Annotated in this window: 15 protein-coding genes and 1 tRNA gene; 15 read left to right on the top strand and 1 reads right to left on the bottom strand. The window is 43.8% G+C overall.

The features are described from left to right. Nucleotides 1-266: 266 nt before the first annotated feature. From B5F71_RS13330 to B5F71_RS13270, 12 genes are all read left to right on the top strand, one after another. The gene (locus tag B5F71_RS13330; RefSeq protein WP_087211146.1) at nt 267-845 is read left to right on the top strand and encodes a DUF3575 domain-containing protein; all 579 of its coding nucleotides are present in this window, start codon (nt 267-269) and stop codon (nt 843-845) included. A gap of 21 nt (nt 846-866) precedes the next feature. After that, the gene (locus B5F71_RS13325; RefSeq protein WP_087211143.1) at nt 867-2285 is read left to right on the top strand and encodes a DUF3868 domain-containing protein; all 1419 of its coding nucleotides are present in this window, start codon (nt 867-869) and stop codon (nt 2283-2285) included. A 731-nt stretch (nt 2286-3016) separates the two neighbouring features. Beyond that, entirely contained in the window at nt 3017-4759 is a 1743-nt protein-coding gene (locus B5F71_RS13320; protein ID WP_087211140.1) for an Mfa1 family fimbria major subunit, read from the top strand. Nucleotides 4760-4922: 163 nt separating this feature from the next. Further along, entirely contained in the window at nt 4923-5990 is a 1068-nt protein-coding gene (locus B5F71_RS13315) for a FimB/Mfa2 family fimbrial subunit (protein WP_143269904.1), read from the top strand. 14 nt (nt 5991-6004) lie between these two features. Next, nucleotides 6005-7621 carry an Mfa1 family fimbria major subunit gene (locus B5F71_RS13310; RefSeq protein ID WP_087211134.1) on the top strand — a complete coding sequence of 539 codons (1617 nt, stop codon included), beginning with the start codon at nt 6005-6007 and terminating at the stop codon, nt 7619-7621. Nucleotides 7622-7630: 9 nt separating this feature from the next. Continuing rightward, nucleotides 7631-8830: a hypothetical protein gene (locus tag B5F71_RS13305; protein ID WP_143269903.1), complete on the top strand. Its 1200-nt coding sequence runs from the start codon at nt 7631-7633 to the stop codon at nt 8828-8830. Nucleotides 8831-8839: 9 nt separating this feature from the next. After that, nucleotides 8840-12067, top strand: coding sequence for a DUF4906 domain-containing protein (locus B5F71_RS13300; protein WP_087211130.1), 3228 nt, complete (start codon nt 8840-8842; stop codon nt 12065-12067). Between the two features lie 215 nt (nt 12068-12282). Next, nucleotides 12283-12609, top strand: coding sequence for a hypothetical protein (locus B5F71_RS13295; protein WP_087211127.1), 327 nt, complete (start codon nt 12283-12285; stop codon nt 12607-12609). 388 nt (nt 12610-12997) lie between these two features. Further along, entirely contained in the window at nt 12998-13915 is a 918-nt protein-coding gene (locus B5F71_RS13285) for a hypothetical protein (RefSeq protein ID WP_143269902.1), read from the top strand. A 197-nt stretch (nt 13916-14112) separates the two neighbouring features. Next, on the top strand, nt 14113-14412 hold the full coding sequence (locus B5F71_RS13280; protein ID WP_087211116.1) for a hypothetical protein: 300 nt from the start codon (nt 14113-14115) through the stop codon (nt 14410-14412). Nucleotide 14413: 1 nt separating this feature from the next. Then, nucleotides 14414-15133 carry a hypothetical protein gene (locus tag B5F71_RS13275; RefSeq protein WP_087211114.1) on the top strand — a complete coding sequence of 240 codons (720 nt, stop codon included), beginning with the start codon at nt 14414-14416 and terminating at the stop codon, nt 15131-15133. Nucleotides 15134-15308: 175 nt separating this feature from the next. Beyond that, on the top strand, nt 15309-16052 hold the full coding sequence (locus B5F71_RS13270) for a hypothetical protein (protein WP_087211111.1): 744 nt from the start codon (nt 15309-15311) through the stop codon (nt 16050-16052). A 532-nt stretch (nt 16053-16584) separates the two neighbouring features. On the opposite strand, the gene sulP is transcribed toward B5F71_RS13270, so the two are convergent. Further along, complete coding sequence (sulP, locus tag B5F71_RS13260) at nt 16585-18270, bottom strand: sulfate permease (RefSeq protein WP_087211102.1); 1686 nt, start codon at nt 18268-18270, stop codon at nt 16585-16587. Nucleotides 18271-18487: 217 nt separating this feature from the next. On the opposite strand from sulP, the gene rbr reads away from it, so the two are divergent. The 3 genes from rbr to B5F71_RS13245 all read left to right on the top strand — a co-directional run bounded on the left by rbr (nt 18488) and on the right by B5F71_RS13245 (nt 20756). Continuing rightward, nucleotides 18488-19066, top strand: coding sequence for a rubrerythrin (gene rbr / locus B5F71_RS13255; RefSeq protein WP_013618245.1), 579 nt, complete (start codon nt 18488-18490; stop codon nt 19064-19066). 162 nt (nt 19067-19228) lie between these two features. Beyond that, nucleotides 19229-20509 (top strand): phosphopyruvate hydratase, encoded by a 1281-nt coding sequence (eno, locus tag B5F71_RS13250; RefSeq protein WP_022038855.1) that lies wholly within the window; start codon nt 19229-19231, stop codon nt 20507-20509. 173 nt (nt 20510-20682) lie between these two features. Continuing rightward, nucleotides 20683-20756: transfer RNA gene (locus tag B5F71_RS13245), tRNA-Asp, on the top strand. Nucleotides 20757-20768 lie beyond the last annotated feature (12 nt).

Here is a 20768-nt window from a genome sequence, read left to right as displayed (position 1 = left end):
GCTCCTGTTCTTCGTCAGATAGCCCGCTATCTTCCTCATCACAGAAGCGAAAATGCCTCAAAAACTCATCCCAAATCATCGCACGATAAATTCAAAACAGCTTCTGAAATTATCCGTTATTTTACAACTTGTTAATTTACCCTTCCTGTTTGTTAATATGTTTTAAAAATTAAACACTCGTATCTTAAATATATTTGTATTTGGTAATTAATTGCTACATTTACCCCGTTTTGATAGAGGTTCGATAGAGATTAAAAAAGTTCAGTATGAGATTACTAATTGTAAGTATTTGTCTGGTCGTGGCAAGTCTTACCGCATCTGCACAGAATGTGGTGGTAAAGACTAATTTATTATACGACATAACCGCAACAGCAAATCTTGGTATAGAATTTAAAGTGGCTCCGAAATGGACTGTAGACATTTCGGGGAATCTCAATGCATGGACTTTCAGCGATAATAAGAAATGGAAACACTGGGTGCTGCAGCCCGAAGCACGCTATTGGCTGTGCGAACGTTTTAACGGACATTTTGTCGGTGCGCATCTTGTAGGCGGCATCTATAATATGGGAAACTGGAATACAGACTTTACTTTCCTGGGTACCGATTTCGGACAGCTGAAAGAACACCGCTACGAAGGCTGGCTGGTAGGGGCAGGCATAGCCTACGGATACCACTGGATGCTGGGCAGGCATTGGAGTGTGGAGGCTGAGATAGGCATCGGATATGTCTATACTCAGGCAGATAAGTACGAGTGTCCGCGCTGCGGAGAGCAGCTGGAAAACAACAAGCCACACCATTACGTGGGGCCTACCAAGGCGGCTATCAATCTGATTTATGTATTCTAACGGAAGAGGAGACAGCAATCTATGAAACGAAAAGCTTATGACATAATGCCTTATTTATTCTTCGGCAGCCTGTTCCTGTGGCTGGCAATGCCTTTGGCACAGGCGCAGCAGCCTCAAGGCAGTGTGCGGGTCGACAGCATACAGATAAGCCGTGCGCGCGACAGTGTGCGTATCGCTTTCCGCGTCAGCCTCGACAGTTTGGAGGTGCGTTCCAATCGTTCGGTGGTGCTTCAGCCTTTCTTTAAGGGCGAAGGGGGCGACCGTTGGCTGCCCGCCATCGAAGTGATGGGGCGCAAGCGTTACCTCTACTACCTGCGCAACGACTCGCTTACGTATGCCGGTGCTCCTTGCCGCGTGGTGAAGCGCGATAAGGCGGTAGCGCAACGGTTGGATTATCAGACGGCGTTGGCATACGAACCGTGGATGGAAGGAGCTTCCCTTTATTTGGGCGAAGACCAGTGCGGGTGCGGGCAGGTTATCAGTAGGGCACAGCGTCCCTTGGCGGTGGCAGACATTGCTTGGCATCCTGCCTTGGCATACATTGCCCCCCAAGTGGAAACCGTAAAGAGCCGCCGCCTCAGCGGGCAGGCTTACCTCGATTTCCCGGTGAACAAAACCGACATTTATCCCGACTATCGCCGCAATCCGGCAGAGTTGGCTAAGATACGCGCTACCATAGACAGCGTGCAGGGCGATGCCGATGTGCGCATCGTGCAGATGCAAGTCAAGGGATACGCTTCACCCGAAGGCACTTACCGCTCGAACGCACGTTTGGCTCAGGGACGTACCGAGGCGTTGAAGGCTTACATCATCGGGCGTTACGGCTTGGCGGATAGCCTGTTTGTGGTGGCATACGAGCCGGAGAACTGGGAAGGGCTGCGTGCATACGTTGCCCAAAGCACCCTTGCCGACAAGGAAGGCATCTTGCGGATCATCGACAGCGGGGAAGAACCCGACGCCAAGGAACGCCGCTTGCGCAATGCCTATCCGCAGGCATACCGCTCCTTGCTTGCCGATTGCTATCCCGGACTGCGCCGCTCCGATTACCGTATCGACTACGTGATACGAGGTTTCAATGTAGACGAGGCGAAGCAAGTCATCCGCACCCGTCCGCAGAACCTTTCGCTTCAGGAGATGTTTGCCGTAGCACAGACCTACCAGCCCGGAAGCCCCGAATTCATCGAGGTGTTCCAGATAGCGGTGCAATATTATCCCACCGACCCCGTAGCCAACCTCAATGCGGCAAATGCCTTGCTGGAACACGGTTTGGCAGAACAGGCGTTGCCTTACTTGACGAAGGCGGGCGACACGCCGCAGGCAGCCAATGCCCGGGGAGTAGCCATGCGGATGTTGGACCGTTACGCCGAAGCCGAAACCCATTTGCGTAAGGCTGCCGAGGCGGGACTGAAGGAAGCCGAAACAAACCTGAAAGGACTATAAAAATGAAGAATGAAGAATTAAGAATGAAGAATTTAGAGATACGTTTGGTATAAGTTGATGATGAATGAAGAATTAAGAATGCGAGGATTCTTCATTCCTCATTCTTCATTCTTCATTAAAATAAATATTGCTCTTTGACTTATTGGGAAATACGGAAATAAAGTGTAACTTTGCGGTATAGGATGTTTTCACCACAGATTACACGGATTTTTAATTATACTGTGTGCGGGATGTATTTGTGCATTTGGAAATTAAACGCAGAGACGCAAAGGACACGGAGCTAACCGATGCCACTCTCTGTGCTCTTTGCCCTCTCTAAATATAAAGTCTCTGCGCCTTTGCGTCTCTGCGTTTATAAAAAAGCACAAACTTATTTCGCATGGAGTATTAGATAAATGACTTCTGTAGGGGCGTATCGCATACGCCCGGATGCATCCGCACTGTTATTCTTACCCGATTACATCTTTTAGCGGCGGCTCGCTTAGCCTGCCTCTTTATCCCCTCCATACCGCTTCCTGTTTTGTAAGATTAATAATCTTACAGGCGGAAGAATAATAATCTTACAGCCGGAAGATTAATAATCTTACACGCATAAGATTAATAATCTTGTTGCGGAAGGAGGTAGATTACTCTCCGTATTTCCCCATAAGTCAAGGCAAGAGATAGAGAATGCGACAGGGCTTGATAAAAGCCCCGAAAACTGAGATTACTAATTTAATTATATTACGATTATGAAAAAAGTGAAGTATTTAGCGATGTTGCTCGCGGCTGGCATGTTCGCCGCTTGTAGCGACAATTTGGAAGATGCTGGGGCTGGGAATTCTGGCGGAACAACAAGTGATAAAGGTTATATTAGAATAGCCTTAAATTTGCCTACGACTTCAGGTGAGAACTCACGTGCTGCTAATGACGATTTTGAAGATGGTATTGCGGCTGAATATGCTGTAAATAATGCAATCTTAGTTCTTTTTACAGGAACAGCAGAGAGTTCAGCAACATATAGCCAAGCATTTAATTTAACCCCAACATTGGAATCTCAACCAAGTGATAATGTAACAACAAGATACACGACTCAAGCAATTGAAATAAATAAACCTGCTACGGGTAATGTGTATGGCTTGGTTATTTTGAATAATAATGGGTTGTTTCAAGTAACAACAGGAACATCTGGCGCACATGATAAACTACAATGGAAAAAAACAACGAGTGGACAGTTCGAGGATTTTACCGGTGCTCTTTCTCAGTTGAATACAGGAACAGGATATGCAATTTCTGATATTGCTACGCTAGCTAATAGCACAGCTACAACTGGTGGATTTTTTATGACAAATTCACCAAAAGCTAGTGTAAAAGGAAGAGAAACACAAACAAATCAAGATGTTACGACCTTGGTAGAATTGTCTGTTCAAGATAGTGAGGATGATGCAAATGCTGCTGCCCCCGATGAAATATATGTAGAACGTGCAGTTGCAAAAACAACGGTAAAAGTCAAAGCTCAGACAAATACATCTTTAACAATTAGTAGTGGTGATTTTAATGGTGCAACAGTTAATTTTGAAGGTTGGCTATTAAATACAACTAATACCGTAACCTATTTAGTCCGTAATGTATCCGCTTGGAAGACATGGTCTGGATATACAATGCCTACTGGAGCTACTGCAAATAGTGGAAATCGTTTTTTCGGAAATGATGATGAATTTTATCGTGTTTATTGGGCAATAGATCCTAATTACGATACTGCAGCAGGGGCGAATATCCTTCAAACATATAGTAGTGAAGATTATGAGAATTCAACTATTACTTGGGGGACAATAGATAATTCAGCTACGGCAGCAGGTAGTGAGCATCCTCAATATTGTTTAGAGAATACTACAAATGAGACTCAGATGAAAGAAAAAGAGTTGACTGGTGTATTATTTAAAACGACTTTTACCCCAAGTGGTGCAAATGCAGGTGATAATTTCTTTATGCTTGGTAAGACATCAGAAATTTATACAGAAAAAAATTTCTTGAATTTAGTTAATACAATTTTGAATCTTACAAATGATGACGCTTTAACATCTGATGATATTACGGGTAAAGGAGGTACGTATAACACTGCATCTGAAGTAGCTACGTGGCTAGGAATAACAGAAGAACAAGCGACAAAATTGTTGGCTGATTCTCGTTTTAGCGGAGATATTAAATTTTATCAAAATGGAGTTGCTTACTATTATTCAGCATTTATTAAACATTTTGGAGATGATCTTACCCCATATACAAATGGTGCATATACAGCAGCAGATCATTTAGGACGTTATGGTGTCGTTCGTAATAACTGGTATGAATTAACGGTTACTGAAGTAAGTGGCCCTGGGTCGCCAGAAATTCCGGAACCAGATCCAGGAGATACACCTGATGATGAGGAATCTTGGATTCGTTGCGCTATCAATATTCTCTCTTGGGCAAAACGTACTCAAGATGTAGAGCTCTAAAAAACTGATAGAACCATTCTATCATTAAAAACCATTGAACACAGCGACATGAAGCTGCGGTTGAATCAAATAAAAACCTCTGTGCCTTTGTGCCTCTGTGTTCGATGAAAATGTTCAAATAAAGAAACTTTACGCCTCTGTGTTCAATAAAAAACAAAACGAAATGAAAGTGAAACACATCATACGAATGCTGGCTCTCCTTGTGGCAGGAGCGGGACTCACATCCTGCACCGACTGGATGTACGACGACCGCAGCGGATGCGAACACGGCTTATGGCTCAGCTTCAAATACGATTACAACCTGCAGCGTGCCGACCTCATCGACCATGTGGGCAGCATAGGCGTATTCGTTTACGACGAAGAAGGGCGTTATGTCACCTCGTTCGTGCAACCCGACATGCATCAGGCAGAACCTTACCGCATGTATTTCGACCTTCCCGAAGGACGCTACCGCTTCATTGCGTTAGCCGACCAGCATGAGTACGAAGACTTAGAGGCTGAGCCGAGTGGCATGTATCTGTCGGAAGCACCACAGCCGGGCGACAGGATGGAAGATTTTTCCGTCATGCTGAAGCACGTACACGTAGGCGATGATTGGGCGATAGTGGACCGTGAAGTGAATCCGCTCGACACCTTGTGGTATGCCATCAGCGAGCAGTCGGTTTATGTCCCTTCCGACCGTTACGCGTATGATACCCTTTCGCTGGTGCGCGACACGAAGTCGATTTCCATCTCGCTCCGTGAGATAGACCATCCGGAACGCATGGATGTGGACGACTATACGTTCTCCATATCCCACCGCAACCTGATAATGAATTGCAATCCGAGCCGTGCCGACATGGTGGCAGACCTTACCGCTTCTGTAGCCGTCTATGCGCCATACATGAAGTGGAACACTTCCGACGACAGTTCTTCGCGCGCCGGAGCCGGACGCACGGCACATGCCGACTTCATGACCGCCCGCCTTTACGACGATGCAGACAACGAAGCAACGCTTACCATCCGTCACCGTGAGTCGGAGCGTACGGTGATAGAAGCCGACCTGTGCAACCTGATCGGCCAGCTTCGTAACTACGACGAGACGCAGCGTTACACCCTGCAAGAGTTTCTCGACCGTGGCTACGACTTCCGCCTCACCTTCTTCCTGAAAGGAGGCGAGTGGCAGTACACCGATGTCTCCATCGGCATCCTTGGCTGGAGCAAGCGCATCCAGAATGTATCATTAGACTAAATCCGACCCTCAACATGAAGCAACCCAGATTGACATACCTGTTCCTCACCTTCTTGCTGGCACTGCTATCCGCCAGCTGCAAGAAAGACTCCCTTCCCGCTCCGGTAGCGGAAGAAGAGCCGGGCAGCGGCGTGTACGTAAGCGTGGTGGTGAATACCGAGGGCGGGAATGCGTCAAGAGTGGGTCAGCCTACGCCGGGGGAAAAGGGAGATGGTGAATGGCCGGGAGAGAGTAATGAAAATGCGGTCCACAACCTTTATCTCTATTTCTTTGACGGAGGAGAAGACGAGAACGGGAAAAGGAAAGGTATCAATGCGGACGGCAACATTTCCATAATAGGTCCTATAGAGTTTACCTTGGGCAATAGCCTTTATGGGGCAGGTACGAGATATTATACCGAACCACGGGAAATAGATGGAATGGAGATAGGCAAGACGTATGACGTGCTGGCGATAACAAACTTGGACGGAGTGAAGATGTCCATGGACTTCAACACGCTGGAGGAGTTGAGGAATGCCGCATCGGCAGAAGCGATAACGCATACCACAGAAGACATGGCGTGGTTTGTGATGTCTTCTGCCAATCCTACATTCGATGCGGAGAAAAGAATTAACTCTGTAAAGATAGAAGGAAACAATAGTATTAATAATCCTGCCACGGTGAATATTGACGTGGAACGGTTGGCGGCACGGATAGATTGCCACGTGAACGAGAGAGGCGAATATGAAGTGGAAGGGGCTGAAGGTGATAAAGTGGTATTGCAGGCACTGGTAACGGTAAACAAATATACCATGAACGACAAGAACTTGGCGACAAAGGGAGACTATGAACGCTCTTATTGGTTCAAGCGGGTATCTGAAGGGACGGAACTGGCAGCAGGTATGACCGTAAACTATCTGGGCGATGAACTGCCCGTTGATGGGACAGGTCCTGCTACCAACTACGTGATAGGCCCCATGACGCTGACTCCTCCGGACATACAAGAAAGAGAGGACGGTCAGCAACCTTATGACCATTCCTTCTATTACAACAAAAACAATATGAGTCATTGGGAGAATAACTGGGTCTCCATAGACAAACTGGAAAGCGAGATTACCTCTGAACAGGATGGCATAACTTTCCACCGTTTGGACTATGTAGAAGAGAATGTCCTTCCAGCCGGGATGCTCACTGACCCTACAAAAAGAGAGTACTACTGTACGGGCGTGATGTTCAAGGCACAATATAAACCAGCCAATATAACAACAGCTGACGGCACATTTTATTGGTATGATAACCAAGCGTTTGCATCTTTAGATGATGTAAAGAAATATAGCAATGCTTTTATTGATATTGATTTAAAAGATGATAATTGTACCGATTACGGTATTACTAAATATACGGACGGCATTTGCTACTATACCTATTGGATACGCCATGCCGATGATGGCGACCCTGATAAGGTCAGCCCGATGGAATACGCCATTGTGCGGAATAACATTTATCAGATAAATGTGACAAGCATTTCAACCATCGGTCCGGTTACTCCGGAAGATAATGTAAATGCTACGATAAAAGCATACGTAGTAAATTGGGACACATCTGTCAAAACCGAAGATGTCGTATGGGGAGACCCTGTTTCTGCTAATTAAAAAGAAAATATGAGAAGTCGTTTATACATAGTATTGATAGGAGTATGGGCAATGCTGTTCCAAGCCTGTTCAAATGATGCTTTGATACAATCGGAAGTGTCCGACACAGAATTGGCAACAGTGAATATCCGTGTCTCCACCCGTGCCAATGGTGGTGCAGATACCAATATGGATGCCAACGAGGGCATCAAAGCCTTACGCGTGATTGTATTAGACGAAAATTGGAAGATTCTGGATAATTGGTATCGGGAGGGTTTAGGAGGCGCGGAAGGCAAAACAGAGGAACAAACCATCACGCTGCAATTACCTCGCACCAAAGTCCGTTTCTTGGCAATAGCCAATGAAAAGAGCATGGGCAGAAGTTTTGACACGGCGAGCTTGATGGAGGACTTCAGTAATGAATACGAGAATAACGGCTTAAAGAATATTTTCAATAGAGCGTGGGATAATGAAACTCCGGCTTTTCCACAGACAGCAGCTACTTTTTCTACATTTTCTGATGTGGAACATACTATTTCTATCAAGACAATAGCAGAGTTTGGCTTGCCCATGACAGGAATAAAAGGAGGTTATGATATACTTACGGGAGCTGGCAGTGGCACGGGAACTGGCGGGCATCATGATTACAATAGCGGGCTTTATATGGACACAAAGGAAGAAAACAGTGCGCCTATAGACTTGACCAATGCCACATCCATAGATATAGAAATTCCTTTAGTCCGTTGCGTGTCCAAAATAGTGGTGAATGTCACCAATGCCATGGCTCAGGATTTGACTATACAGTCCGTCAACTTTGGACGCTTCTTTACAAACAAGGTGTATTATTATGCTCACAGCCCGTTGCATTTGCCGGGAGAAATTAGGCGAACTCGTTTTAATTTTATTTTCAATACCCCTGAATCAGTACCTTCTAATGAGCAAAAAGAAGTTTTTGTAGGGTATATATTTCCAACAGCTATACCTAACATGAGCTCAGACCATTTATATACTATTGCTTTAGGTAGTAATGTAGAAGGAACTAATAGCGAACAGGTATTTTTTAAAAAAGGAGATGCTATTGAGGGCGAAACAACAGATATCCCACGCAATAGCCTGATTACAATTAATTGCACTGTGAATTTACATGAATTGACTGTGATTTCTGATTTGGAATTATGGGTACTGCCTTGGAAGGATGCGGGAGATATGGATGATATCATATTTAATTAAGGTAATGTTATGAAAGGGAAACGATTTTATATATTGACTTTATTTGCTATTCTTCTGTTGTCATGTACAGACGATACGTTTAATGGTCAAAAACACGAATCCGGAGAATTGGTGAAAGTAACCAATTTGGTGTTTTCTGTTGATAAGGCTGATAGTAAGGATATTGCGCTGGCTAGGGCAGATTCTTATTCCGAAGTGAATAGCGTCACTTTGTTTGCTTTTAGTGGCGGACAGCTTGAAAAAACTTTTGATCTTACGTCCAATGACTATGTGCAGACTTCTAATGAAGATGAACGTACAAGAAAGTTTATGATAAATACGTCTCTTACTATAACTACTGGAACTAAGACATTTTATGCCATAGCCAATGGTGCTACGGCAACCTATTGGGAAAATTGTTTGGATGAATTGAAAGGCATAACGGATGAAGATGAATTTAAGTCTCATCTGTTTAATCTCAATGCATATTATAGGACTGAGCATAACTTACCTTTGATTCCAAGTATTCCGTTGATGGGAGGAGAAACGGATAATGTTACAATAACTGCTAATGGCAATGGTGGCGGAACTGCGACAGGTATTATTAAGGTTGTAAGGCCTATGGCTCAAGTAACATTTAATATTCATACAGATTATCGAGATCAACGAACAGGGAGAAGTTGTACATTTACTCCTGAAAACTATTATTTGTATTCGGTAGCATCGCAAAGTCCGGTTATTGCGATGGACGGAAATGATCTGGGAACGCAAAATGATGCTCGTGAATATTACAATGCGCGCGCTTATGCTGTTCCTGCTGCAGTAAATGATGTATCTTCTTTCACCATTTTTGTGCCGGAAAATATTCAAAATGAAATAGCCGGACTGACTTCTTATGAAGACAGGGATAAATGGACCGGTGATAAAGGTGCAGAAAGTGCAGATAAAACATGGACAAATGCTCCCCAGAACAGTACTTACATTGTTATTACCGGACAGTATGTTGAAACGGCAGCCGACGGTAGTTACATTAATCAAGGATCCACCTCTTATACCATCCATTTGGGGGATTTCAGTGGCAGGCAATATGGAAACTTCTCTGTGGAGCGTAATGTGCGTTATACCTATACTATGCGTGTGCAAGGGGTAAATAGTATTATTGTGGAGGCTCAAACAGAAGGTAAGGAAGATCAGCCTGGCGCCGAGGGCGATATTATTGGCAGTGAAACAGCCTCGCAGGTATTCGACTTGGATTGCCATTACGAACAGGCTTATGTGGAATATGATTTGACTGATATAGCCGACCGCTTGAAAGAGCAAGGCGTGACAACTGTTGATGATGAATTGATAGGTAATTCTTTCATTCTGAAGTCCTCAACTCCATTTGCACCTAATACCGGTTATATTGCTCCTTATACTCTGGACCCTAGCGGACAGAACGAAGCACAGAATACAGTGGGGATGGATTACAAATGGATATATTTCTTGTCGCAAGAACAGGAAGATGCCATATCCGTTTATCCAGGGGATGAATGTAAAGACAATGTCTATAAAGGAAAATATCTTCTCAATCCTTACCAACTATGTGTATCTTTAGGCAAGTTAACGGGAAGAATCATAGTAGGCGATAATTGGAACACATTGCAGTCAGTGGCGGAAGACCTTCATATTGAACTTGTCCAAGAATATGATTATGGTGATTCTGAATACCACTATATCGCCCGTTTTACAGCTTTTATTGACGAATACTGCTATGAAACCAACCCAGTGACCAGTCAACCTGTAACCTGGGCAGATTTTACGAACAAGAACGACCGCACCATGCTGATTGCAAGCCATATCTATAACGAGGGCGACGGAAACAGCACGTATGCCACAGCGCGTACCGCCTTTATCCAACGCTCTATCCAGACTTTTTACAACAGCGATATGGCAAATAGTATTGATGCAATGGGCGTGGAAACTTATTGTGAAAACCGGCCTATTTCTCTAGGTTTTAGTATAAACGATCATTATCAAGATGCGGGCGATCCGGATAATGCCAACAATGGCAGGGAGAATATGTTGCAGTTGACCGATTGCCTAAGTATGGATTGGAGCAAAGTCCTTTCTGTATATCAGGATGGCTATTCTCCAGATGAAAATTATACTTACAATGGCTATTTTGCCTCAACTTCTTCCAATTGGAGAACGCATAAAATTGATAAGCCATTGAATACTTCACAATCTTATTACATCCATAACCCTTACGTTAGTCCGGCTTATTATGCATGCCTTTCGCGTAATCGTGATTTGAATGGTAATGGGAAGATTGACGATAATGAAGTCCGGTGGTACTTACCGGCATGTAATCAATATTTGCGTATGAACATCGGTACTGATGCCATGTCGGAAGCCTCCCGATTGTTCTTGGGAAACAGGGCTGATATCACTTCTGGTTATCCTCAGGATTTTTACGATGAAGGTTCTATATACTATACAAGTACCAACACAACCTCGGTTAAACAAATACTGTGGGCTGCAGAAATTGGTGCCTATGGAGATTATAACGGCGAAAGAAGCGGTTTGGTGCGTTGTGTACGTAATCTGCCAAATGGAGATTTCCAAGCAGATAACGTAGGAGATGAGGCGCTAGGTAAGTCTTCTTATACGCTTAAACAGAAAAATAGTGGGTCGCAGAATTACATTTTTGATTTCTCTGATTGGTTGGATCAGGATATTTATCGCGAGCCATTTTATGGATCATATCCTTCCCATACAGAAGACGAAGATGGCAACCGGTTGCCATCCGGTTTTGTTGTAGCAAGGTATAGTGTAGGTGAACAAGGTGGACGTCGCAAAGCTACGGATTATGCAGATTATAAAAGTAATATTTGGAATAGACAAGACGCGAATAACAATCCATGTGCCAATTATTCAGAAGATGGTGGAGCTTATGAATGGCGCGTGCCAAACTTGCGGGAAATGATGGCTATGTCCACCCAGGCAGAACTTTTAGGGCTTATGGAAGTCAGTAGATTGACTAATTATGTAAATGAGAATGTCAGCCGCTATTTTATCATTGCTACAGATTTCTCCGGTCGGGGTAATGAGCGTGAAGGATTTGTCTTTCAAATTCAGCGTCATAATACAAATGGATCTTATCCTGAAAAAACGGGATTTATTACAACCGAAAGCGAAAATGACTATATTTATGTCCGTTGCGTCCGCGATATGACTGAAGAGGATTTGAATGGTGCCAGCGAAGTTAATCAATAAGCCATTAAACACAAAATAACTTCTTATTCCTCCGCACAAAGCAAACAATGAAGCTTCGTGCGGAGGAATAAATGTTTTATTTCCCGGCAGCTGTATCCGGAATGCTTCATTGCATTAGGCATTGGCATTCATGTTGTCAAAAATAATGTTTTAGAAATCGTTGTTCTTCTGTTTTTTTAGTAAATTTGCAGGTGGACTAAAATGATAGCAGTGATATGGAAAAAACGTATTGGTTATCCTACGATTTAGGTATAGGAGGAAATTATGAGAAATTATACGGTTGGCTTGATGACCACAAGGCAAAACCGTGTGGAGACAGTGTGGCTTACTTTCAATATTCTTATAATCAAGGTGAGAATCCCGATGAGGTGTTGAAAAAAGATTTGCTGGGAGCATTGGATTTGAAAGCAGGCAACAAATTGTATATCATCAGGAAAAATGATGATACAGGTAAAATTATGGGGACATTTATTTACGGTAAACGGAATGCTGCGCCTTGGGAAGGTTACGGAAGCCATACCGAAGAAGAAGTTGACCAATGAAAAGCGTTATCGTTGATACGTGCATTTGGTATGCATTAGTAGATTCACTTATCTGAACAAGCGTGGAAAAGTAAAATTGATAACTGATGATAAATATCGTGAGGATGCTTTAAACGCTGTTCAATCGGGACTGAAAAGGGGCAAGCATTATAGTTTGGTCGATATGGTTATCAGATTGATGATGCAAGACAAAAGTTTGGGCAGAGTCTCTGTTATGACGTTTAACGTAAAGGATTTTATCGGATCAGAAACGGGCGTTGAGATTGTTGACCCTCGTGAATTGTAACAAAATACCTTCAGGATATTTCACTTCGTCCGTCATGGCTTGACTGTAAGGAAGAAATCTGCCGCTTATGATATGGATGTACTTTAAATGATGAAGCAAACAATGAAGACCTTTATTGCCAACCCTTTTTACGATTGCATATTCAGCCACATGATGGAAGACGAATGTGTGGCGAAGCTGTTTATTTCCGCTTTGTTGCAAAAGGAAGTGCTTTCGGTGAAAATACGGCGGCATAAACGGGACGGGAAGCATAATAAAGTCTTCATTCCTTTGTTATTCCGCATTGATTTGCTTGTTACGGTAAATGGGATGGATAGTCAAATTGTAGTAAAGTTGCGGAAAACATGGCGGGCTACGAAAACCACCCATTTGCGTCAATACCTGGCCGCACAATACTTAAATGAGGATGTTTTGGAAAGGGAAGAAAATCGCTTCGGCTTACCCGTAGTGGATGTTTACATTCTATGCCATAAGTTAGGGGAATTGACCAATCCGGTGGTTTATGTACAGCGTCATATTTTAGACTATAGCACCAACCTGATATCGGATGGTGTATCGGATAAATTTATCGAAAACTTACCTTACGATAGCATTATCGTGCAAAGTCCTTATCTGAGCGGACATGCGTACAGTCGGTTAGAGCGCATATTGAGCGTGTTCAATCAGGAATATTGCATGAAAGGCAATGAACATGTGCTCGAACTCGAAGAAGACCTTTTCCCCCCGGACGAACAGCTATTATTGAATCGTTTGCTTCGAGTTGCGGCAGACCCGGACTTTTGCCATGCCATGGATATGGAAGATGAACTTCTTTCGGAGATAGAAGAACGGGATACGAAGATCATGTTGCTGGACAAAATGATAGAAGAACGAAAACAAATGCTGAAAATCAATCAAACGTTCGATTCAGCCATTTGTTTGCTTTATACAAATAACATGTCGGTAGCGGACATAGCGGCGCAACTATCTATCCGTGAGGACGAAGTGACGGATGCCCTGAAGCGTAAAGGCTTGAAATGAAGTTTCCGTGCGGAGAGATTCCGCTTTTATTTCCTGCCAGCCTCATTTTTGTTGCTTCATTGCGTCCGGCATAACAAATCTTGTAAAGTGTTGATTTCATTGAAAATCTGCAATTGATTTATTGGTAATTTGATGTTTTATTTGTAAGTTTGCAAAAGGATGATTAAGGATAAAGCTTATATATAAAAGCATAGGATATGGCAAATAGTTACGAGCAAATAATCAAAGACATAAATGAACATCTGCAAAAAAGCGGACGAAGTTATTATTCTGATTTCTACATTGGCATATCAAATGATGCCCGGAACAGATTGTTTAAAGAACATCATGTGAAAGAAAATTCATGGTGGATTTATCGTACAGCTGATTCTTCGGACGTAGCCCGTGAAGTGGAAAAGTATTACTTAGAATTGGGAATGCGAGGCAATGCAGGTGGCGGAGACGCTTCGGCTACTATGGTTTATTGTTATGCTGTCACTCCAACAACTACAGAATAAAATGGATAAATACGTTCAAACTCGGAATAGGTTTGTTGTCTTTCTTGATATTATGGGATTTAAGGATAGGGTAGCAAGAAATTCAGCGGAAACTTTGTATGATGAATTGACAGAGTTTAATAAAGACATTACGAACATTATTAATGAAGTCCAGCAAATAAAAATGGGTGAATTGCCGAAGGATAATAGTTCGGGAAATGGAGTGATAAAAAGTGAAACCGAAAACAATGGAATCATGTTAGCACAATTTTCTGATAGCATCGTTTTATTCAGCCAAAATGATTCAAAAGAAGATTTGTTGGTGATTTGTGACGTTGCGGCTAAAATAATAAAAACGGCTATTCATCGCAATCACCCTATTCCGTTGAAAGGGGCTTTAGCAGAAGGCATAATTACGTGTGATATGTCAAAGCAATTGTTCTTCGGACAAGCGTTGATTGATGCGTATCTGCTGGAAGAAAATGTACAATATTATGGTATTGTGGTACATCATACAGCCGAACAATCGATTTTAGATTCAAAATCTGACTTATTCCACAATGTAAAAGTGCCTCTTAAAAGTGGGAATATCGAACATTATGAAGTGGTTTGGTATAAGGATTATGTGGATGAAGCAAGAAAAGGTTTGGAAAGAATTCGTTTAAGTGTTTCTGATTCTCCACGAAAATACATAGACAACACGAAAATGATTATAAATACTTTTATAGCCAATCAAAAATGAATTACAGAACATCCGTGTGATTTTTTATATTGAACACAGAGGTACAGAGAAATAAACATAAGAGAGCAAGGTCATAGAGCCCAAACATTTCTCTGTAAGCTTGTCTTCTCAGAAATAAAACTCCGTGCCTCTGTGTCTCTGCGTTCCATTCCATTTTCCACAAACAGATTATGATATGGATACTGCTACATATATATTAATAGGAGTGCTTTGTCTGGCTGTCCTCTATTTTGTCTGGCTGGTATATCTGATATGCAAGATTCGGTCGGGACGTGCCGCTTCACGGGCAGAATCACGGCAGGCAAGGTATCTTGCCGTTTCGGCGGGTACAGATACGGAGGGAAAAAGCAAAGAAGCTGTTACGGTTTCGGTAGAAACCACTCATTTTTATGCCCCTGACGGAACAGAAATCGATGCTTCACAATACGAGCCATTCGTTGTATCGGGAAACTCTATGAGCCTTTGTGGGATATATGACAAGGATTTATTGCTCGTTGCAAAAGGATTCGAGAGCAGCCAATTGACAGATTTGCCTAAAATTGCAGTTATCAAACGGCGTAATGCCAAGCCCGATGAAATCCAATACAAAGTGCGCCGTGCATGGAAAACGTGTCTGATAACGGATGATTTGCAAGCTGTCATAAGGGAAGTGCTGGCTTCTGCCGCTTTCAAGAAATTGCAAGCAGCGGAAGAATGTCCCGATAAAGACGTGTTGATAACCGATTTCTTTGAAACCCGTCTGAAAAGCTACAAGACATATTATCCGGATTGCGATAGGGAACAATCGGATTTTCACCGGATTGTCATTTCTACAACGCTGCATACAGACATAAACGAAGTGCGTTTCTCCATCCATCCGCTGAAAGATGTTAAGGGGATTGTGGCATATTCGTTTACAGTGCCGCTTCCTTCCGCATAAGACAAACCACCGCAATGGGAAGCATAATGAATATAAGTAGATGTTGAGAATTAGTTTATATAATGTGTCAGCTCAGAAACGCTGATTATTTTAATTTACGATTTGACAATTTATTATCTACTATTTGAGCATTATAGTAGAACAAAATTGGTTTGCGAAAAAATCTTGATGTATTGTCATCCTTCGCTAATGCTCCCTTAGATGACAATAGCTTTGGGAAATCCCCGTCATAATCGAATGGAGTTTCCATTGGAAATGGGCACTCAGCATGACAAATGATTTTTCGCATTTTATTTCTATTGACTATATAATATAGTCTGGAGAATCGGGACATACGAAACGTACGGACATAAAAAAAGGAGTACCGCTGTACTCCAACCTTTGTTAACCTTAAATCTAATACTATGAAAAACACATTGCAAAGGTACGGACTTCTGGGAAATATGCAAGCATTAGGGTTATAAAAATGTGTTTTATAACATGCTTTAAGAAACGTACCTTCTTATTCAAAAGTCTTTAACAGATTAAGGCATCAGCTTACGCCAAGCTCTTTCCGTGCCACATCGAGTGCTTCGTTGATGTTGCTGCAGATGTTTTCCTTGCCCAGCAAAGTATAGAAGCCCGACCGTTCCAATACGTCGTGCACTTGCGGATTGACACCCGAAAGGATGATGTGGATGTTTTCCTTTTGTGACATCTCGCATAGGGTAGTCAGGTTGTGTATGCCCGTAGAGTCGATGAAAGGCACTTTGCGCATGCGGATGATGCGTATCTGCGGGCGGTCGCCCAGCCGTGCCATGATTTCTTCAAATTTGGTGGCGATGCCGAAGAAGTAAGGTCCGTTTATTTCGTACACTTCCACGCCTTCGGGGATAACCAGGTGTTCTTCGTGCGTTTCCACGTCCGATTCCTTGTTGGGGTCGATTTCATCGGTGATGACCGATATCTGCGTGGTCTCCATCACTCGTTTCATAAACGATACACAGGCGATGACCAGCCCCACTTCGATAGCCACGGTCAGGTCGAATATCACGGTGAGGAAGAAGGTGATAAGCAATACGGTGACATCGGATTTCGGGTTTTTCAGCAGCCCTTTGAATACTCTCCAGCCACTCATGTTATAGGATACTACTACCAGCACGCCGGCAAGGCACGCCATCGGGATGAACTTGGCGAGCGGCATCAGGAATATCAGGATGAGCAGAAGCACGATGGCATGAACGATACCGGCTATCGGCGAGCGGCCTCCGTTGTTGATATTGGTCATGGTGCGGGCAATGGCTCCCGTGGCAGGAATGCCGCCGAAGATGGGTGAGATAATGTTGGCAATGCCCTGTGCCACCAGTTCGGTGTTTGAGTCATGATGGTCTCCGATGACTCCGTCGGCTACGGTGGCGGAGAGTAAAGACTCTATTGCCCCCAGCACGGCAATGGTTATCGCTACGGGGAAAAGGTTCTTCACCGCTTCCCAGTCGAGCGAAGGTACGGTAGCTTCGGGTAATTGTGACTGGATGCTGAAGCGGTCGCCGATGGTGTCGATGCTGGTCACACCTCCGTACATCTTCATCAGGTATACCGCTACGGTCACAAGGATAATCGCTACCAGCGAGCCGGGAATCTTTTTCGAGAACTTGGGCGTGAGCGCGATAATCAGGATGCTGGCTATGCTGACCGCTACGTTCCACCAGTTGACGGTATCGAAATGACGTGCATAGAGTATCCATTTGCCGATAAAGTCGCCCGGCACCTTCTCACCTCCGAATTGCAGGCCGAATACATCAGCTATCTGTGTGGTGAAGATGGTCAGGGCGATACCGCTTGTGAAACCGATGATGATGGGGTAGGGAATGAACTTGATGATGGTGCCCAGCCGGAACATTCCTAATATAATAAGGAGTATGCCCGCCATTAAGGTCGCTATCATCAGGCCTTCCAGTCCGTATTGCTGGATAATGCCGTAGATGATAACGATAAAGGCTCCCGTAGGTCCGCCTATCTGTACTTTGCTCCCGCCCAAAAGCGAGATGATGAATCCCGCTACGATAGCGGTGATGATGCCTTTTTCGGGACTTACTCCCGAAGCGATGCCAAAAGCAATGGCAAGCGGAAGGGCTACGATGCCTACGATGATGCCTGCCATCAGGTCGGTAGAGAAGTCCGACCGGGTGTAGTTCCGAAGCGTATCTACCAGCTTCGGCTTAAACTGAAATGTCTTCATATACCTATTGAAATAATTAAAATAATAAAAAAGAAGTGCAAAAGTATATATTTATCCGAACATAAACGACTACATTCCCGTTAATCTTTCAAGAAAAGGCAAGAAAGTCTTAATAGAACATAAAAGATTGATTGTAATGATTACAAATTTGAATAAAAATACTATCTTTGTAATGTTGAAAAGAAAACAATGTCTAACCACTAAATAACTAACGATTATGGGAAAAAGTATTAAAGGAACAAGAACAGAGAAGAATCTGGGTATTTCATTTGCTGGCGAATCACAGGCAAGAATGCGTTACACTTACTTTGCAAGTGCGGCAAAGAAAGAAGGATATGAACAAATTGCCGCTATCTTTACCGAAACTGCAGACCAGGAGAAAGAACATGCCAAGCGGATGTTTAAATGGCTGGAAGGCGGAATGGTGGAAATCACAGCCAGCTATCCTTCGGGTGTCATCGGAACTACGCTGGAAAACCTGAAGGCTGCTGCAGCAGGCGAGAACGAGGAATGGTCGCTGGACTATCCGAAGTTTGCTGATATTGCCGATGAAGAAGGATTTCCTGCTATCGCCAAGATGTACCGTGAAATAGCTGTTGCCGAAAAGGGGCACGAAGAAAGATATCTTGCACTGGCAAAGAATGTAGAAGAAGGTAAGGTGTTCAAGAAAGATACCGAAGTGGTATGGCAATGCCGTAATTGCGGATACCTGTATGTAGGTACGGAAGCTCCCGAAACTTGTCCGGCTTGCTTGCATCCACAAGCTTACTTTGAAGTGCAGAAAACGAATTATTAAGCCTTGCTTGACAGCTCGGTAATTCATCACAGGGGACACAGGGATACAGGGGTATTTCTGTGTCCCTTGCGGTTTAAAATACCTACTTTCAGGTATTGACAAAACAGATGAAAGTTTGCAATTTTGCGGACATAGAAAATAACTTTTAAAATCAATAAATGTATGAAAATCAAATCAATCATAGGTCGTGAAGTACTCGACTCGCGTGGCAATCCTACCGTAGAAGTGGATGTAATGCTGGAATCTGGTATAATGGGACGTGCTTCGGTTCCGTCTGGGGCTTCTACAGGCGAGCACGAAGCGTTGGAACTTCGCGATAAAGATCCGAAACGCTATGGCGGTAAGGGTGTATTGAAGGCTGTAGAGAATATCAATACGGTCATAGCTCCGGCTTTGACGGGCTGGTCTGTACTGGAACAGCGTGCCATCGACCGGAAAATGTTGGAACTGGACGGCACCAAGACAAAATCGAATTTGGGTGCCAATGCCATTTTGGGCGTTTCGCTTGCCGTGGCAAAAGCTGCTGCAAATTACCTGCACATTCCTCTCTATCGCTATATCGGAGGGGTAAATACGTATGTAATGCCGGTTCCGATGATGAACATCATCAATGGCGGTTCGCATAGCGATGCCCCGATTGCATTCCAAGAGTTTATGATTCGTCCGGTAGGTGCTTCTTCGTTCCGTGAAGGCTTGCGTATGGGTGCAGAAGTATTCCACGCCTTAAAGAAGGTTTTGCACGACCGTGGACTGAGTACGGCGGTAGGTGATGAAGGAGGTTTTGCTCCGACATTGAATGGTACGGAAGACGCACTTGACTCCATCCTTGCCGCTATCCGGGCAGCAGGCTACGAACCAGGCAAGGATGTAAAAATCGGTATGGACTGTGCGTCATCTGAGTTTTATAAGGATGGAGTATACGATTACACCATTTTCGAAGGGGAAAAAGGAAAGAAACGTACATCGGATGAACAAATCGCTTATCTGGAAGAACTGATTGACAAGTATCCGATTGATTCTATCGAAGACGGTATGAGTGAAAACGACTGGGAAGGCTGGCAGAAACTGACGGCACGTATCGGCGGACGTTGCCAGCTGGTAGGCGATGACCTGTTCGTAACCAATGTAGAATTCCTTTCGAAAGGAATCGCTATGGGATGTGCTAATTCCATATTGATAAAGGTAAACCAGATAGGCTCACTTAGCGAAACGCTGGATGCTATCGAGATGGCACACCGCCATGGTTATACTACGGTTACATCCCATCGTTCGGGTGAAACCGAAGATGCCACCATAGCCGATATAGCTGTAGCAACGAATAGCGGACAAATCAAGACCGGTTCGCTGAGCCGTTCGGACCGTATGGCGAAATACAACCAGTTGCTCCGTATCGAAGAAGAATTGGGTGACTTGGCAGTATACGGATATAAGCGTATTAAATGAAAAAAATCACTTGAAGCTTGTTATAAAGGGGAGATTTCAGCTGAAATTCTCCCCTTTTTCTCCTAAAATGAAGAAAAAATGAAAAAAAACAGGGAAATGTATTGCAGGTTTAAAAAATAGTTGTACCTTTGCAACCGCAATCGAGAGAGATAGCAACGAAAGAAAAACAAAATGGTGCGTTAGTTCAGTTGGTTAGAATACATGCCTGTCACGCATGGGGTCACGGGTTCGAGTCCCGTACGCACCGCAATAAACATTG

It is taken from the genome of Bacteroides sp. An269 (assembly GCF_002159755.1).
GTDB classification, from domain to species: domain Bacteria; phylum Bacteroidota; class Bacteroidia; order Bacteroidales; family Bacteroidaceae; genus Phocaeicola; species Phocaeicola intestinalis.
This window is presented reverse-complemented; position numbering and strand designations above follow the sequence as displayed.

Excerpts from the sequence above, each read along its gene's own strand:
- B5F71_RS13330 (WP_087211146.1), top strand. The coding sequence starts at position 267 with ATGAGATTACTAATTGTAAGTATTTGTCTGGTCGTGGCAAGTCTTACC.
- B5F71_RS13325 (WP_087211143.1), top strand. The coding sequence starts at position 867 with ATGAAACGAAAAGCTTATGACATAATGCCTTATTTATTCTTCGGCAGC.
- B5F71_RS13320 (WP_087211140.1), top strand. The coding sequence starts at position 3,017 with ATGAAAAAAGTGAAGTATTTAGCGATGTTGCTCGCGGCTGGCATGTTC.
- B5F71_RS13315 (WP_143269904.1), top strand. The coding sequence starts at position 4,923 with ATGAAAGTGAAACACATCATACGAATGCTGGCTCTCCTTGTGGCAGGA.
- B5F71_RS13310 (WP_087211134.1), top strand. The coding sequence starts at position 6,005 with ATGAAGCAACCCAGATTGACATACCTGTTCCTCACCTTCTTGCTGGCA.
- B5F71_RS13305 (WP_143269903.1), top strand. The coding sequence starts at position 7,631 with ATGAGAAGTCGTTTATACATAGTATTGATAGGAGTATGGGCAATGCTG.
- B5F71_RS13300 (WP_087211130.1), top strand. The coding sequence starts at position 8,840 with ATGAAAGGGAAACGATTTTATATATTGACTTTATTTGCTATTCTTCTG.
- B5F71_RS13295 (WP_087211127.1), top strand. The coding sequence starts at position 12,283 with ATGGAAAAAACGTATTGGTTATCCTACGATTTAGGTATAGGAGGAAAT.
- B5F71_RS13285 (WP_143269902.1), top strand. The coding sequence starts at position 12,998 with ATGAAGACCTTTATTGCCAACCCTTTTTACGATTGCATATTCAGCCAC.
- B5F71_RS13280 (WP_087211116.1), top strand. The coding sequence starts at position 14,113 with ATGGCAAATAGTTACGAGCAAATAATCAAAGACATAAATGAACATCTG.
- B5F71_RS13275 (WP_087211114.1), top strand. The coding sequence starts at position 14,414 with ATGGATAAATACGTTCAAACTCGGAATAGGTTTGTTGTCTTTCTTGAT.
- B5F71_RS13270 (WP_087211111.1), top strand. The coding sequence starts at position 15,309 with ATGGATACTGCTACATATATATTAATAGGAGTGCTTTGTCTGGCTGTC.
- sulP (WP_087211102.1), bottom strand. The coding sequence starts at position 18,270 with ATGAAGACATTTCAGTTTAAGCCGAAGCTGGTAGATACGCTTCGGAAC.
- rbr (WP_013618245.1), top strand. The coding sequence starts at position 18,488 with ATGGGAAAAAGTATTAAAGGAACAAGAACAGAGAAGAATCTGGGTATT.
- eno (WP_022038855.1), top strand. The coding sequence starts at position 19,229 with ATGAAAATCAAATCAATCATAGGTCGTGAAGTACTCGACTCGCGTGGC.